General features: G+C 71.5%; 15 protein-coding genes. 12 read left to right on the plus strand and 3 right to left on the minus strand.

Annotated elements, in window-relative coordinates:
* The first annotated feature begins 40 nt into the window (after window positions 1–40).
* From VGV13_09850 to VGV13_09895, 10 genes are all read left to right on the plus strand, one after another.
* Window positions 41–2,104: an acetate--CoA ligase family protein gene (locus VGV13_09850; protein ID HEV8641386.1), complete on the plus strand. Its 2,064-nt coding sequence runs from the start codon at window positions 41–43 to the stop codon at window positions 2,102–2,104.
* Complete coding sequence (locus tag VGV13_09855) at window positions 2,094–3,242, plus strand: acyl-CoA dehydrogenase family protein (GenBank protein ID HEV8641387.1); 1,149 nt, start codon at window positions 2,094–2,096, stop codon at window positions 3,240–3,242. Before VGV13_09850 ends, VGV13_09855 begins: the two co-directional genes overlap by 11 nt.
* Window positions 3,243–3,306: 64 nt before the next feature.
* Window positions 3,307–3,657, plus strand: coding sequence for a hypothetical protein (locus VGV13_09860; protein ID HEV8641388.1), 351 nt, complete (start codon window positions 3,307–3,309; stop codon window positions 3,655–3,657).
* A gap of 289 nt (window positions 3,658–3,946) precedes the next feature.
* Complete coding sequence (locus tag VGV13_09865; GenBank protein ID HEV8641389.1) at window positions 3,947–4,084, plus strand: hypothetical protein; 138 nt, start codon at window positions 3,947–3,949, stop codon at window positions 4,082–4,084.
* A gap of 10 nt (window positions 4,085–4,094) precedes the next feature.
* Complete coding sequence (locus VGV13_09870) at window positions 4,095–5,099, plus strand: LLM class flavin-dependent oxidoreductase (protein ID HEV8641390.1); 1,005 nt, start codon at window positions 4,095–4,097, stop codon at window positions 5,097–5,099.
* Window positions 5,100–5,131: 32 nt separating this feature from the next.
* Window positions 5,132–6,397, plus strand: a complete 1,266-nt coding sequence (locus VGV13_09875) for an ABC transporter substrate-binding protein (protein HEV8641391.1) — start codon at window positions 5,132–5,134, stop codon at window positions 6,395–6,397.
* A 104-nt stretch (window positions 6,398–6,501) separates the two neighbouring features.
* Window positions 6,502–6,795, plus strand: coding sequence for a hypothetical protein (locus VGV13_09880; protein HEV8641392.1), 294 nt, complete (start codon window positions 6,502–6,504; stop codon window positions 6,793–6,795).
* On the plus strand, window positions 6,785–8,005 hold the full coding sequence (locus tag VGV13_09885) for an ATP-binding protein (GenBank protein ID HEV8641393.1): 1,221 nt from the start codon (window positions 6,785–6,787) through the stop codon (window positions 8,003–8,005). Before VGV13_09880 ends, VGV13_09885 begins: the two co-directional genes overlap by 11 nt.
* 136 nt (window positions 8,006–8,141) lie before the next feature.
* Window positions 8,142–9,212 carry an anthranilate phosphoribosyltransferase gene (gene trpD / locus VGV13_09890; GenBank protein ID HEV8641394.1) on the plus strand — a complete coding sequence of 357 codons (1,071 nt, stop codon included), beginning with the start codon at window positions 8,142–8,144 and terminating at the stop codon, window positions 9,210–9,212.
* A 224-nt stretch (window positions 9,213–9,436) separates the two neighbouring features.
* Window positions 9,437–10,555, plus strand: coding sequence for an aminotransferase class I/II-fold pyridoxal phosphate-dependent enzyme (locus VGV13_09895; GenBank protein HEV8641395.1), 1,119 nt, complete (start codon window positions 9,437–9,439; stop codon window positions 10,553–10,555).
* 295 nt (window positions 10,556–10,850) lie between these two features.
* On the opposite strand, the gene VGV13_09900 is transcribed toward VGV13_09895, so the two are convergent.
* Window positions 10,851–11,825, minus strand: coding sequence for a D-2-hydroxyacid dehydrogenase family protein (locus VGV13_09900; protein ID HEV8641396.1), 975 nt, complete (start codon window positions 11,823–11,825; stop codon window positions 10,851–10,853).
* Window positions 11,822–12,694: a hypothetical protein gene (locus VGV13_09905; GenBank protein HEV8641397.1), complete on the minus strand. Its 873-nt coding sequence runs from the start codon at window positions 12,692–12,694 to the stop codon at window positions 11,822–11,824. Before VGV13_09905 ends, VGV13_09900 begins: the two co-directional genes overlap by 4 nt.
* Before the next feature lie 61 nt (window positions 12,695–12,755).
* Here VGV13_09905 and VGV13_09910 point away from each other — a divergent pair, with 61 nt between their 5' ends.
* Both VGV13_09910 and VGV13_09915 read left to right on the plus strand, forming a co-directional pair.
* Entirely contained in the window at window positions 12,756–13,559 is an 804-nt protein-coding gene (locus VGV13_09910; GenBank protein ID HEV8641398.1) for an aldo/keto reductase, read from the plus strand.
* Window positions 13,556–14,260 carry a DUF72 domain-containing protein gene (locus VGV13_09915; protein ID HEV8641399.1) on the plus strand — a complete coding sequence of 235 codons (705 nt, stop codon included), beginning with the start codon at window positions 13,556–13,558 and terminating at the stop codon, window positions 14,258–14,260. Before VGV13_09910 ends, VGV13_09915 begins: the two co-directional genes overlap by 4 nt.
* Before the next feature lie 46 nt (window positions 14,261–14,306).
* Here VGV13_09915 and ligD read toward each other — a convergent pair.
* Window positions 14,307–15,840 (minus strand): DNA ligase D (gene ligD / locus VGV13_09920; protein ID HEV8641400.1); only part of this gene is annotated, 1,534 nt, incomplete at its 5' end.

The following is a 15,840-nucleotide window of genomic DNA, read 5'->3' on the forward strand; positions in this document are numbered from 1 at the left end:
CCCGAGCGTCTCGCGAGCGCGCCGCGAGGCGAGCCGCGAAATGGGCATGACCGGCGCGCTGGAGCCCCTCTTCACGCCGCGGGCCCTGGCCGTCCTGGGCGTGTCCCGCCATCCCGCCAAGCTCGGCCACCGCCTCCTGCAGAACGTGAAGGAGTCCGGTTACCCGGGCGCGGTGTACCCGGTGCACCCGTCGGGTGAGCCGATCCTGGGTTACGCCACGGTGCGGGGGATCGAGGCGGTGCCCGAGGGAATCGATCTGGCGCTGGTGAGCCTGCCCGCCAGCGCCGTGCCCGAGGCGATCAAGGCGCTGGCGGCGCGGGGGGCGAAGACCGCCGTCGTGCTGTCCTCGGGCTTCGGCGAGGTCGACGACGACGGCCGCACCCTCCAGGCGGAGCTGCTGGCGACCGCGCGCGCGGCCGGCCTCAGGCTCGTCGGGCCGAACTGCATGGGCGTGTACTCGGCGCCGGCGCGGCTCAACGGCACGTACTTCTGGGACCTGCCTCGCCTGAGCGGCGGAATCAGCATCGTGTCGCAGAGCGGGGCCTATGGCGGCCTGATCCTCCGGCACCTGGGCAACCGCCGCCTCGGCGTCGCGCGCTTCCTGTCCATCGGCAACCAGGTCGACGTGGACGTCACCGAGGTGATCGAGTACCTGGCCGATGACCCCGCCACCACGCTGATCGCCTGCTTCGTCGAGGCGCTCCGTGGCGGACGGCGCTTCGTGGAGGTGGCGAGCCGGGCCACGGGGCGCAAGCCCGTGGTCGTCCTCAAGGCGGGCCGCTCGGACGCCGGGCGGCGGGCCGCCGGCTCCCACACCGGCTCGCTGGCCGGCTCCTACGACGTCTTCCGCGCCGCCTGCCTGCGCGCGCGGGTCGTGCTCGCCGACGAGACGGAAGAGTTTTTCGACGCCATCGAGACACTCCTCGTCGCGGGTCGCCGCCGCCCGGAAGCGCCCCGCGTGGCCGTCATCACCGTGTCAGGCGGGCCGTCCGTGGTGGCGGCGGACTGCGCCGAGCGCTCGGGCCTCACGGTGCCGCCGCTGGGGGACGCCGCGCGCGCGGCCCTGCGCGCGCTGCTGCCGCCCTTCGCCGCCGTGGGCAATCCGGTGGACTTCACGCCGCAGGTCGAGCCGGCCCGCATCGCGGCGGCCGTGAGAACCGTGTTCGACCTGTCCGAGGTGTCCGGCGCCATCGCGGTGAACGTCGGCCTCGACATCCCCGAGTTCGCCGACTCCGTTGTTCGCGCGGTGGCGGACACCGGCAAGCCGGCGGTGGCGTTCACCGCGGATGCGCCCGGCATCGCGGAGCGCTTCAAGGCGGGCGGCGTCCCGGTGCTGCCGAGCCCCGAGCGCGCGGTCCGCGCGTGGCGGGCGCTCTGGCAGGCGCGGCGGTGGACCGCCTGCGGGTCCATCCACGTCGCCCCGTTGCCGGCCGACGTCGAGGAGGCCATCGAGACGGGCCAGGGGCCGCTGCCGTACGCGCTGGCCCGCCGGGCGCTGGAGGCGTACGGCATCCGCTTTTGTCGGGAGGCCATCGTCGAGACGGACGCCGAAGCCGTCGCGGCGGCGGAGCGCATCGGTTATCCGGTGGTGGTGAAGGCCGACGCCCCCGGGCTCACGCACAAGACCGACGTGGGCGGCGTGCGTCTGGACGTGCGTGATGCCCCCGCCGTGCGCCGGGCGTGCACGGAGCTGCGCGCCGGGGCGGGCGCCGAGCGCTTCGTCGTCCAGGAGCGCGTGGGGCCGGGAGTGGAACTGCTGATCGGGGCGCGGCGCGATCCCGTGTTCGGCCCCGTGGTCGCCTTTGGCGCCGGCGGCGCGCTCACCGAGGTGATGGGCGACGTCTCGGTCCGGCTGGCGCCCCCGGCCGAGGGCGAGGCGGAGGCGATGCTCGACGAGGGGCGCCGGGCGCGGCTGCTGGCGGGTCCCCGGGGCCTGCCGCCCGTCGAGCGGGCGGGGCTCGTCGACGCCATCGAGTCGGTGGGGACGCTCATCTTCGACCAGCGGCGCATCCGGGAGATCGACGTCAATCCCCTCATCGCCGCCGGCGCCGATCTGGTCGCCGTGGACGCCCTCGTCATCGTGGGAGACAGCCATGAGGGATGACTTCGACCTGAGCGACGAGCAGCGCATGATCCGCGATCTGGCCCGGAAGGTGGCACGGGAGAAGATCGCGCCGCACGCCGCCGACGTCGACGAGCGCGAGCGCTATCCCCAGGAGGCCATCCGCGCCCTCATGGAAGCCGGCCTCTACGGCATCTGGGTGCCGGAGGGGCATGGCGGCAGCGACATGGGGTGTCTCGCGCTCGCGCTCGTCTGCGAAGAGATCGCCTGGGCCTGCGCGGCGTCGGCCACCCAGTACCTCGATCAGCCACTGGGGGGGCTCCCCATCCTCCATTTCGGGAGCGACGAACAGAAGAAGAAGTACCTGCCCCGGCTGGGCACCGGCGAGATGCTGGCCGCCTACTCGCTCTCGGAGCCCGAGGCGGGCTCGGACGCGGCGGGGCTCAAGACGACGGCGGTGCGTCAGGGTGACGCCTACGTGCTCAACGGCTCCAAGCAGTGGTGCACCAACGGCGACCACGCCGATGTCCTCTGTGTGTTCGCGACGGTGGATCCCTCCAAGCGCGCCAAGGGGGTGACCGCCTTCCTCGTCGAAAAGGGCACAGCGGGCTTCTCCGTCGGCAAGAAGGAAAGGAAGATGGGCATCCGCGGCTCGCCCACGGTTGCGCTGCACTTCAACGATTGTCGGATATCGGTCGAGCAGCGACTGGGCGGGGAGGGCGAGGGCTTCACGATCGCCATGGCGACGCTCGATACCACGCGGCCGGCCACCGGCGCCATGGCCGTCGGCATCGCCCAGGCGGCCCTCGACGCCGCCGTCGCCTACGCCAAGGACCGGCGCCAGTTCGGCCAGCGCATCGCGGACTTTCAGGGGATCCAGTTCATGCTGGCCGACATGGCCATGCAGGTTCACGCCGCGCGCCTGATGGTCCGCCACGCCGCCCGGCAGGTGGACGCCGGGATCCGAGGCAACACCTACGAGGCGTCGATGGCCAAGTGCTGGGCGGGCGACGCCGCCATGAAGGTGGCCACCGACGCCGTCCAGGTCTTCGGCGGGTACGGCTACACGCGCGAGTTCCCGGTGGAGCGCTTCATGCGCGACGCCAAGATCATGCAGATCTACGAGGGCACCAACCAGATCCAGCGCGTGATCATCGCGCGGGAGCTGCTGGGCGGCTGAGCCCTCGCTGGCACATCGCTTGCGACGTCTGGCTCCTGAGTCCGAAAGGGACAGGGAGGTCGCGATGAAAAAGTTACTCGGCCTTTCGGCGGTACTCGTCGCGAGCGCGCTGTGGGCGGGGCCTGCGTTCGCCGACCACCAGACCGGCAGCGGCCTGGAGAACGTCGCGCCGGCCCCCCCCACCGCTCCCGACATCTCGGCGCAGACCGAGGAGATCACCGGGCGCGTCGTCGACATCGACCACCAGCGCGGGATGCTGATGCTCCAGACGCGCCGCGGATTGCTCGCACTGCAGGGCCCGCCGGAGGCCCTCAAGCAGGTGGACGTCGGCGACGTCGTGAGGGTCAAGGTCGCGTTCGGCGAAGAACCGGCCCCAAACCCGGCCCAGAGCCCGCTGCAGAACCTCGGGCGCTAACCTCGCGGTCGGCCAGGCGGCGGAGACAGGCCGGGGACAACCCGGCCTGCTTCGTCTTGGTGCGTGCTAGAATCCGCCCGCGTCGGGCCGATGGCGCCCGCTGCAGGGTGGACCTCCTTCTGAACACATCGGAGATCGCCAAGCTGTTGGTCGCGGCCGCCTCGGTGTGCGCGGAGCTGAGCGCGCTGCCGCAGGCCGCCCTCCGCTGCCATCCCGCGGCGGGGGCTCGGCCACCTCAGCGGGGCGGAGCCAGAACGCGGTGGCGCGCGCGGGCGACTGTGATCGGAACGTGCAAGATCTGCTCGACGAGTTCCCCAATCTGCGCACCGCGAACCCACCCCGCAACCACCTCCGGCAAATGATGGAAAAGGTCCGAGCGCTCGTCTGGCCGTCGATGGGCAACGCCCAGCGCTTCTCCCAGCCCTGACGGCGTGGGCATGAAGTTCGGTCTCGCGCTCTCGGTCCAGCACCGGCCGGAGGACGCCCAGGAGGTCCGCTTTCGCGAGCACGTCGAGCAGGTGCGACTCGCCCGCGCCGTCGGCTTCGACTCGGTGTGGGCGAGCCAGCACTACCTGTCCGATCCCTTCACCTACTTCCAACCGATTCCCACGCTGGCGCGCCTGGCGGCGGAGGCCGACGGCATGTGGCTGGGAACGGGCTGCCTGCTGCTCCCGCTGCATCACCCGGTCGAGGTCGCCGAGCAGCTCGCCACGCTGGACGTGATCTGTGGCGGGCGGCTCATCTTCGGCGTCGGCCTCGGCTATCGCGACGTCGAGAACGAGGCGATGGGGCTCCACCCCCAAGATCGGGTGGGACGCCTGGTCGAAGGGCTGGAGGTGATCGAGCGCCTGTGGACGGGCGAGCCGGTCGCCTACACCGGACGGCACTTCAGGCTGAAGGACGTGCGCATCTCCATGCCCACCCTCCAGCGCCCGCGCCCGCCGATCTGGCTCGCCGCCAACAGCGACGCCGGGGTGCGGCGGGCGGCCCGGCTCGGCGATGCGTGGCTCATGAACCCGCACTCCACCCTGGCCACGCTCGAACGCCAGCTCGCCCTGCTCGAAGAGACGCGGCGGGCCCTCGGACGGCCGCCGCTCGGCGAGGTCCCGGCGATCAAGGAGTGCTACGTCGCGCCCGGCCGCGCAGCGGCGCTCGAGGAGGCGCGCCCTTACCTCCAGTCGAAGTATCAGGCTTACCGCCGCTGGGAGCAGGACCGGGCGCTGCCGGCGGGCGAGAGTTTCGCGCTCGACTTCGCGGCGCTGGCCCGGGACCGGTTCCTCATCGGCGATGCCGAGGGTGTCACCGACGAGATCGCGCGGTGTCGCGAGCGGCTGGGCGTCACCACGCTGATCGTCCGCCTGCAGTGGCCGGGGATGGAGCAGGAGCGCGTGCTGCGCGCCATCCGTGCGCTCGGCGAGCGCGTCTTCCCCCGCGTCCGCTGACGCACTATAATTCCCGCTCAGGAGGCCCTCGAATGAGGATCGTGCCCCTCGGCCGCCGCACGTTTCTCCGGACGACGGTGTCCGGCGCCGCTGTCGCCGCGTTCCCGCTGCCGCTGGGCGCGCAGCCCAGGAGCGTGAAGATCGGCGCCGTGCACCCGGTGACCGGCGCGCTGGCCGAGATCGGCCAGGCCTGCCGCCTGGGGGCCCAGATGGCCGCCGCCGCCGTGAACGCGGCCGGCGGGATCAAGTCGCTGGGCGGGGCCCGGCTGGAGCTGGTCCTGGGCGACACCGAGAACAGGCCCGAGGTGGCCCGCGCCGAGGCCGAACGCGTCATCAGCGCCGGCGCCCAGCTCCTGGTGGGGGCGTTTCACTCCGCGCAGACCGCGGCCATGGTGCCGGTCGCCCAGCAGAAGCGGGTGCCATTCCTCATCGACATCTCGGCGGCGGATCCCATCACCGCGAACGTCGCGGAATCGGTCAACAAGGGCGAGCAGAAGGTCCAGTACGTGTACCGCAACTTCCCGACCACGCGCGTGTTCGGCCGGCGGGCCGTGCAGTTCATGACCGAGATCTTCAAGGAGGTCGGCGTCCAGCCCAAGCGGGTCGTCCTCATCTACACCAACGACCTCTTCGGCCAGACCCAGGCCCGCCAGTTCCAGGCCGCCGTCAAGGAGCGGAACCCGGGCTTCGAGATCGTCGAGGCCATCCCGTATCCGGAAGCCGCCACCGATCTCTCCACCGAGGTCAGCAAGCTGAAGTCGCTCCGGCCCGACGTCATCGCGCCCGTCACGCGGGCGACGAGCGCGATCCTCCTGCTTCAGGAATTCGCCAAGCAGCGCGTGGAGGCTCTGGGTATCGTCAGTCCGGGAACGCCGGGCCTCTACGAGGCGGGCCAGATCGCTCAGCTCAAGGAGCTGATCGAGTACGTCATGGACAGCGTGCCGTGGCCGAACTTCAAGAACCGGCGCACGCAGAAGGTGGCCGAGGAGTACGTGAAGCGCTCGAGCGGCAAGACCTTCGACACGAACTCCGGCTATTCCTACGAGGCCATCCTCGTCCTGGCCGACGTGCTGGAGCGGGCGAAATCGACCGAGCCCGAGGCTGTCGTGGACGCCATCAAGAAGACGAGCATCAAGGACCCCCTCATGGTGGCGGCGGGGCCGCTCACGTTCAACGACGTCGGCGACAACCCCAACGCCTCGCCGGCGATGGTCCAGATCCTGGGCCAGAAGCCGGTCGTGGTCTGGCCCCGGGACGCCGCCGCCCAGAAGCTCGTCTTCCCGAGGCCCAAGCGCTGACCGATCCGGTCCTCGTCGGCCAGGGGCTGCTGAACGGCCCGCTGTTCGGCGGCGTCGCGAGCCTCACGGCCGGCGGCCTCGCCCTCATCTTCGGCATCACGCGGGTGATCAACTTCGCGCACGGCGACATGATGGTGTGGGGAATGTACCTGGCCTGGCTGGGCGCCCCGCGGCCGTCGCTCGGTCTGGCCCCTGTCGTGGTCGCCTCGATCTTTGATAATCTGGCGCGGGTCAACAGGGAGGGGACGACGGTGCTGCTGGTCGAACAGAACGTGCTCCGGGCGCTGCGGCTGTGCCACCGCGCCTACGCGCTCGAGAACAGAAGGATCGCCCTGACGGGGCCGCGCGATCACCTGCTGGCTGACGAAGGGATCAAGAGGGCGTATCTTGGCCGCTGATATGGGTCCGCTGCTCCTGGTCACCCTGGCCGTGGTCGCGCTCGGGCTCGCCGTCTGGGCGATCACCCTCGAGCGCCGCCTGCGGCGCCTGGGCCGGACGCTGGGGGACGCGCAGGCGCAGGTGACGCGCCTGGAGAGGCTCGGCGCGCTCGGCGAGATGGCCTCCAGCTTCGCCCACAGCTTCAACGACGTGCTCACGCCCATCATCGGGCGCACGCAGCTCCTGGCCCAGCGCATCACCGACCCCCAGCTGCGGGAGTGGGTCAACACGATCGAGCGCGCGGCGCTGGGCGGGGCCCAGACCGTCCGGCGGATCCAGGAGTTCATGCGCGTCCGCCGGGAGGAGCCGAGGGTGCCCGTGGATCTCGGCGCGGCGGTGGAGCGGGCGGTGGCGGCCACGACCTCGCGTCACCACCCGCGCGTGGAGATCAAGACCGAGCTGGGATCGGTGCCGCCGATGGCCGGCGATCCTCTGGCCCTCACCGAAGCGGTCGGCAACATCATCGCCAACGCGCTGGAGGCCGCCCCCGAGGGGGGCACGGTGACGGTGGCGGTGCGCATGGAGGACGGCGACGCGGTGGTCAGCGTGACGGACACGGGCATGGGCATGACGCCCGGCGTGCAGGCCCGCGTCTTCGAGCCCTTCTTCACCAGCAAGCCGGGCGCCACCGGCCTCGGCCTCTCCCTGGCCCACGGCATCGTCTCCCGCCACGGCGGGCAGATCGAGATCGACACCGCCCCCGGCCGCGGCACGACGGTCCGCATCAAGTTTCCCCTGGAGGGCGTGGCCCGCGCCCGGCCGCTGGGACCGGACGAGGCCCGCGCTCGGGGTGGGCCGGCGCGCTGCCTGGTCGTCGACGATGACCCCCAGGTGCGGGAGATGATCCGGGACATCCTGTCGAACGTGGGGCACAAAGTCGTGGTGGCCGTCGACGGCTCGGACGGGGTCGAGAAGTTCAAGGTCGATTCGTCGATCGACCTCGTCATCACCGACCTGGCGATGCCCAAGCTCAACGGGCTCCAGCTGGCGCGCGTGTGCAAGACGCTGCGACCGTCGGTGCCGGTGGTGATGCTGACCGGCTGGGGTGTGCTGCTGACCGAGGACGAGCTGGCCGAGCACGGCGTGGACGAGGTGCTGTCGAAGCCCGTGCGGATGGACCAGGTGCTGGGCGCCGTCGCCGCGGTCCGCGGGCGAACGGCCCGGGCATAATTCGGAGGGGACGGACGTTACGGCCCCCTCCGAGATCCATAGTCGGAGGGGGCCCCCTCCGAACCTCCCCAAAGGAGGTTGCGCGGGCAAAGCCCGCGCTGGAAACGCAAAGCCCGCTCGAAGCGGAGGGAACGGGGTGACGAGTCCCACCATCACCGAGGCGGTCAAGGCGCTCGTGGAGCGGCGCGACCTCACCCGCATCGAGGCGGCCGCGGCGATGGAGGCGATCATGTCGGGCGCCGCCACCAACGCCCAGATCGCGGCCTTCCTCACCGCGCTCCGGATGAAGGGCGAGACGGTCGAGGAGCTGATCGGCTTCGCCCAGGTGATGCGCCAGAAGGCCGTGCACGTCCGCACACGCGGCGAGGAGACGGCGGCGCTGACGGGCACGGACCGCGAGATGCTCATCGACACCTGCGGTACGGGCGGCGACGCCGCCGGCACCTTCAACGTCTCCACCGCGACGGCGTTCGTGGTCGCCGGCGCCGGCCTGCGGGTGGCCAAGCATGGCAACCGCTCCGTCTCGTCGCTCTGTGGGTCCGCCGACGTGGTGGAGACGCTCGGCATCAACCTCGAGCTGACCCCGGCCCGGGTGGCGCGCTGCATCGACGAGGTGGGGATCGGCTTCCTCTACGCCCCCTTGCTCCACACGGCGATGAAGCACGTGATGGCGGCGCGGCGCGAGATGGGGATCCGGACCGTGTTCAACATGCTGGGCCCCCTCACCAACCCGGCGGCGGCGAATGCCCAGGTGATCGGCGTCTACTCGGCGGCCCTCACCGAGCCCCTGGCGCGGGTGCTGGCGGAGCTGGGCACGGTGCGCGCCTTCGTCGTGCACGGCGCCGACGGGCTCGACGAGATCTCGAACACCGGCGACAGCCGTGTCTCCGAGGTCCGGGAGGGCGTGGTGCGCACCTTCACCCTCCGGCCAGAGGACTTCGGCCTGGCCCGGGCGTCCATGGCCGACCTCCAGGGCGGCGACCGCGAGCAGAACGCCCAGATCATCCGGGGGATCCTCGGCGGCGAGCCGGGACCCAGGCGCGAGATCGTGCTGATGAACGCGGCGGCCGCGCTGGTGGCGGGCGGCCGGGCCCGCGACCTGAAGGAGGGCGCGGGGCTGGCCGCGAAGTCCATCGACAGCGGCGCCGCCCGCGTCAAGCTGCAGACACTGATCGCGCTCAGTCAGAAGCTCGGGCAGGAAAAATAGAAGCCGCGCCCACAGGGGCGTATGGGCGCGGCGTGGGAGGGCCCGGCCGAGCACCACGGGCCCGCGTGCTTCACGCTGGCTCCGCCACCGGATCCTGCCCGCTTCCGCCAGGAGCAAGCGCCGTGCCGTCGTCCAGGCCGCGCATTCGAGCGGGTTTGACGCGGCGGGACTGCATCGAATTACCATTCCTCGGACGCGAAGTGCGCTGAACGGGAGGGCCGCCGATGAGATTCGAGACGCGGGCCGTTCATGCCGGTAAGGAGATCGATCCCACGACCGGAGCCGTCACGCCGCCCATCCATCTGTCGACCACGTTCGAGCGCGAGCCCGACGGCAGCTACCCCCGCGGCCATCTCTACGCCCGCAACAGCAATCCCACCCGGGAGGCCCTCGAGCGCTGTCTGGCCGAGGTGGAGTCGGGGGCGAGCGCCGCCGCCTTCGGCTCGGGTACGGCCGCGACGAGCGCGATCTTCCAGGCGCTCCGGCCGGGCGACCACGTCATCGCGCCCGGCGACGTCTATCACGGCACCGCGCGCCTGCTACGCGAGCACTTCGCGCCCTGGGGCCTCCAGGCCACCTTCGTCGACATGACCGACGCCGCCCAGGTCGCCGGGGCCCTGCAGCCGAACACGCGGCTGGTCTGGATCGAGACGCCTTCCAATCCCATGCTGCGGATCACCGACATCGCGGCCGTCGTCGAGATCGCGCGGCGGGCCGGCGCTCTCACGGTGTGCGACAACACCATCGGCACGCCCGTCCTCCAGCATCCGCTGGAGCACGGCGTCGACCTCGTGCACCACGCGACGACGAAGTACCTGGCCGGCCACAGCGATGTCATGGGCGGCGCCGTGATCGCCAGGCGACGGGAGGGCGTGTTCGAGTCGATCAGGAAGGTCCAGGTCAGCGGCGGCGCGATCCCGTCCCCCTTCGACTGCTGGCTGATCTTGAGATCGATTCGCACGCTGCCCTACCGCGTGCGCGCCCAGTCGGCCCACGCGCTGGCCGTCGCCCGATTCCTCGCCGGCCATCGCCGCGTCGCCGCCGTCCACTATCCGGGGCTCCCGACCCATCCCGGCCACGCCCTGGCCGCGCGCCAGATGGCGGGCTTCGGCGGGTTGCTGTCGTTCCAGGTCGAGGGCGACGGCGCGACGGCGCTGACGGTGGCGGCCAAGCTGCGGCTCGTCACCCGCGCGACGAGCTACGGCGGCGTCGAGAGCCTCATCGAGCACCGCGCGTCCATCGAGGGGCCAGAGAGCCGGACGCCCCAGAATCTCCTGCGCCTGTCGATCGGCCTGGAGCATCCGGACGACCTGATCGAGGACCTCGCCCAGGCGCTGGGGTAGGCCAGTCGGAGGGGGCCTCGAGGGCCCCCTCCGAGGCCTCCCCCCGGGGAAGGATGGCGCGGGCGAAGCCCGCGCTCGAACGGTGGTAACTCCGGCGCACCCGCTCAGCACCCAGAAGTTTTCGAGCTCTTCGTACGCGACCTCGCGCCCGTAGGCGCTGAACATAGTGTCCAACTCCTGCCGCGTGTAGAAGTTCTTGATGATCTCGAAGCGCCCCCCGCTGGACAATCTCCGCCGCTCGTAGCGGTTGCCCGCCTCATCCGTCCGGCTCGTCGGCACGGGTCTTTCTTCGGCCCTACCGGCGCTGGCGCACCTCGGGGTTGAGCGCCCGGGGCGGGACCTTCCCGTCGAGGTACATCTCGATGTTCTCGACGGCCTGGTGGAAGAAGATGTCGTAGGCCTCGCGGGTGACATAGCCGACGTGGGGCGTGAGGACGACGTTGTCGAGCGCGAGCAGGGGATGGTCGGCCGGCAGGGGCTCCACGTCGAAGACGTCGAGCCCAGCGCCGGCAATGCGGCGGGCGCGGAGCGCCTCGACCAGCGCCGCCTCGTCGACCACCGGGCCGCGGGAGGTATTGATCAGGAAGGCGGTGGGCTTCATCAGCGCCAGGTGACGGGCCGTGATCAGCCCCCGGGTCATGTCGGAGAGCCGCGTGTGGAGCGAGACCACGTCGCTCTCCCGCAACAGCGTCTCCAGCGGGGTGTAGGCCGCCCCGGCCGCGGTGGCGCGCGCGGGCGTGAGCGTCGGCCCCCACGCCAGCACCCGCATGCCGAGGAAGGTGCCGAAGGCCGCGATACGGCTGCCGATGCGCCCGAGGCCTACCACGCCCAGCGTCTTGCCGCTGAGCTCGACGCCGAATCCCGTCTGCCAGCGGCCCGCGCGCAGCGCGCGCTCCTCCTGGGGGATGCGCCGCACGGCGGCGAGGATGAGCCCCATGGTGAGCTCGATCGCCGCCACGCCGGAACCGCCGGTCTCGACGACGAGGACGCCACCCGCGGTGGCCGCGCTCACATCGACGTGACCGGAGTTGCGTCCGGTGAGCGCCAGCAGCCCGAGGGCCGGCAGCCGCCCCAGCAGCGACGCCCCGAAGCGGGTGCGCTCGCGGATGGGCACGAGGATCTCGTAGGGCCCGAGCCGCTTGGCCAGCGCGTCTTCACTCCCCAACGTGTCCCGATAGTGATCGACGGTGACCCGGCCCGCCAGCCGCTGCCAGCAGGGGAGCGCCAGCACCTCGCCCTGGTAGTCGTCGAGGACGGCGACGCGCTTCACCAGCTCACCGCGTGGGCCAACGACAGCTCGAACCGTCTGTCGTGCTGCACGACGCGCAGGCGCAGGTCGCGCGGCCCCTCGGCGGTCATCATCACCCGCCCCCGGTAGACGCCGGGTTCCGGCCCGGGGCCGAGCGGGGTGCCCACCGTGGCGCCGTCGGCCATCTGTCCGTGGAGGGTGACCGCGGCGCCCGTGAGCGGGCGGTCCGTGCTGTCGGAGAGCCGGATCGTGTAGACCGTCTCCGGGCCGTGGCCGGGGCGGCTCTGCACGTCGACGTGCACACCCTGCACGGTCGCCCGGAGCTGATGCGCGCTCACGTCGGCGGGCAGCGCGGAGGCCGTTTCGCGGTCTACCGGCCCGGGGCGCGGGGCCGGCGTCTCGCGGCCGCGGCCCGGAGCGCGGGGGGCCGGGCGGGCGCGGGCCGGGAGGCTCGAGGCCTCTTCACGCTCGGCGCGCGGCTCGACGCGCGCGCGCGTGGCCGCCCCCTCGGCGCTCGTCAAGCGCTCCTCGAGCGCCGCCAGCTCGCGGTTCAGCCGTTCTTCCAGCCGGCGCACATCCTCACGGAGCGCGGCGACCTCGCCGGTGTTGGCCGGGGGGGCCACGGCGGACCCGGCCGCGGCCAGCGGGGGGCTCGCTGCCGGCGCCTGGGCCTTGACCGCGATGACGGCGAGCATGGCGGCGGTGGCGAAGCATACGGCAGCCAGCGCGTGAGCGAACCGGGTGACGAAGAGCCGGTGGGAGGCGTCGTCGAGATCCTCGTCGCCCCCGGCCGTGAAGCCGTAGCGAAACACCTGCAAACACATGATGAACGCCCCCAGGGCGCTCACCACGATGATCCCGGGCAGGGCGTACTGAGCGAGTGCGGCCATGGTTGCCTCCCCCATACCGGCGAGGGTACCAGCGACCGCGGCCGCGGTACACTCTGCCGTCATGGAAAGCCGCAGGCTGGGCCGGACCGCGCTGGAGGTCTCCGTCATCGGCATGGGCACCTGGCAGAGCTACGATGTGCGCGATCCGGCGGCCGTCCAGCCTGTCACCGACGCCGTGCTCGCCCACGGCGTCACGTTCTTCGACTCCTCGCCCATGTACGGCGCCGCCGAGCGGGTGCTGGCCGAGACGTTGGGACGTCGCCGCAAGGAGGTGGTCATCGCCACCAAGGTCTGGGCCGGCTCGGCGTCCGAGGGGCGCGAGCAGATCCGACGCGCGCTCGAGTGGTACGGGGGCGTCGTGGACCTCTATCAGATCCACAACCTCGAGGCGTGGCCGACGCATCTGCCCTACCTGGAGGAGCTGAAGGCGCAGGGACGAATCCGCGCCATCGGCATCACCCACTGGAGCCCCACCCACTTCGACCGGATGGCCGAGATCATCGAGACGGGACGGGTCGAGACGATCCAGGTGCCGTACAACCCGCGGGAGCGCGAGGTCGAGCGCACGCTGCTGCCGCTGGCGGCGGCGCGGGGGCTCGGCGTCATCCTGATGCGGCCCCTCGGCCAGGGCGCCCTGGTCCGCACGGCGCCTCCGCCCCGGGAGCTGAAATTCCTCGAGGAGTACGGGCTGGACACCTGGGCCCAGGCCCTCCTGAACTGGGGCGTGAGCGACGCGCGCGCCAGCGTCAGCATCCCCGCCACGCGCGACACCCGCCATGCCGTCGACAATTGCGCGGTGGGGCGCGCCCGCCGCTTCGACGCCGCCGCCCGGGACCGGGTGGCGGCGCTGGCGGCACGGCTCTGACGGTCCGGGTCGGGACCTCCGGGTACAACTATCCGGAGTGGAAGGGCACCTTCTATCCGGCCGACCTGCCCGCCGCCAAAATGCTCGCGTACTACGCGGAGCGCTTCTCCGTCGTCGAGATCAACGCGACGTTCTACCGGATGCCGACGCCGAAGACGCTGGCGGTCTGGGCCGGCGCCACGCCGGCGGGCTTCACCTTCGCGCTCAAGGCGCCGCAGCGCATCACCCACTTCGCGCGCCTGCGGGACGTGGACGAGCCCGTGCGCTTCTTCTGCGACACCGCCTACACGCTGGGGCCGAAGCTGGGCCCGCTCCTCTTTCAGCTCCCGCCCAACTTCAAGAAGGAGCCGGGACGGCTGGCCGATCTCCTCGCGCTGCTGCCGCCGGGCCTGGCCTGCGCCTTCGAGTTCCGCCACCCGTCGTGGTTCACCGATGACGTTCTGGAGCGCCTGCGGGCGAAGAACGCGGCGCTCTGCATCGCCGACAGCGAGAAGGGCACGACGCCGCTGGTGGCGACCGCGGACTTCGGCTACCTGCGTCTCCGCGACGAGGGCTACACCGACGACGACCTCCGGCGCTGGGTGGAGACGCTCCGCCGCGTCGGCGCCGGCTGGCGCCAGACGTTCGTCTTCTTCAAGCACGAGGAGTCGGGGACAGGTCCCGCGTTCGCCCGGCGCTTCGAGGCGCTGCTCGCGGAGTGACCGCTTCCGCCGGCCCACAGGTGAGGACGATGCGCGGGGGCCTCGGTCAGCGGTCCGTCGTCGATCCGCGCCCGATGCGCTCGAGGGTCCTGGCCATGTCGATCGCTCCCGACAGCACCGGCGCCAGAGGATCGCCGGCCTTCTCGAACCGCGCCGGCGCCGTCTTGATCGTGAAGCGCTTGGGATCGAGCCGCGCGGTGACCTCCTCCCAGCGCAGCGGGCACGACACGGGCGCGCCGGGCAGGGGGCGCACCGAGAAGGGGGCGACGACCGTCTGGCCGTGGCCGTTCTGGCCCCAGTCGATGTAGACCTTGCCCCCCCGCGCGCGCAGCGGGCGGGCGATCGTGGAGATCTCGGGCTCCGCCTCCACACCGAGGGTCGCCAGCAGGCGCGCGAAGGTCCGCACTTGCTCGTAGGAGTAGCGCGCGCCCAGCGGCAGGAGAATGTGCAGGCCGGTCGCGCCCGACGTCTTCACGTAGCTCGGCAACTCGAGGCGCTCCAGGATGCGGTGCAGCGCGCGCGCGACCTTGACGACGTCGGTGAAGGGGGCGCCCTTGGGGTCGAGGTCCAGCACGAGCCAGTCGGGATGCTCCAGGGAGCCGACGCGGGAGGCCCACAGATGCAGGGGGATCGTCCCCAGATTGACGATGTAGCGCAGCGTCTCGACGTCGTTCACCACGAAGTAGTTGATGTCGCGCCGGGTGTCTTCCGAGTAGATGCGCTCGGTGCGGATCCAGGAGGGGATGAAGTCGGGGGCGTCCTTCTGGAAAAAGGACTTGCCGTGGATGCCATCGGGGTAGCGGGTGAGGACGAGCGGACGATCCGCCAGATACGGAAGCAGCCACGGCGCCACGGTCTCGTAGTAGGTCACGAGGTCCGCCTTCGTGTATCCCTCATCCGGCCAGAACACCTTCTTCGGATTACTGATCGTCACCCGATGCTCACTCTCGGCGTGATGCTCCTCCGGAGGGTCGCCGGGGTGGGGGAGGGTTCGCGGGCGAGTTGCTTTTCGAAGCCCGGAACCCTCCCCCACCCCGGCGACCTCCTGCGGAACTTCACGCCGGCAATCTTCAGGGCGTTTGTCGTCCCGAAGCCCGAGGAAGACGGGGGCGCGAAGGCCGCCGTCCTGCGTCCAGTCGGTGAAGCGCACCTCACAGACGAGCCTCGGCTCGACCCAGTGATGGCTGCGCCCGCGGGGTGAGCCGACGTCGAAGGGCGACGTGGGGCGGGCCAGCGGCGCCAGCCGTTCCCAGACCATCTTGAGCGTCTTGGCGTCAAAGCCGGTGCCCACCTTCGAGACGTACACGAGCCGGTCGCCTTCGTAGAGCCCGAGGTGGAGCGCGCCGAAGTGGCCGCGCGAGCCCTGGGGATCGGTGTAGCCGCCGATGACGAACTCCTGCCGGCGCTGGCACTTGATCTTCATCCAGTCCTGCGAGCGCCCCCCCGTGTACCGGCTGTCGATCTTCTTGGCCACGATGCCTTCGAGACGCTGCTCGCACACCGCCTCGAAGAACGGCTCGCCCTGCTCCAGGACGTGATCGCCGTAGCGGATCACGCCGCGCGGGGGGAGCAAGAGCGCC

The sequence above is a fragment of the Candidatus Methylomirabilota bacterium genome (assembly GCA_036001065.1).
In the GTDB taxonomy this organism is placed as follows: domain Bacteria; phylum Methylomirabilota; class Methylomirabilia; order Rokubacteriales; family CSP1-6; genus MNEF01.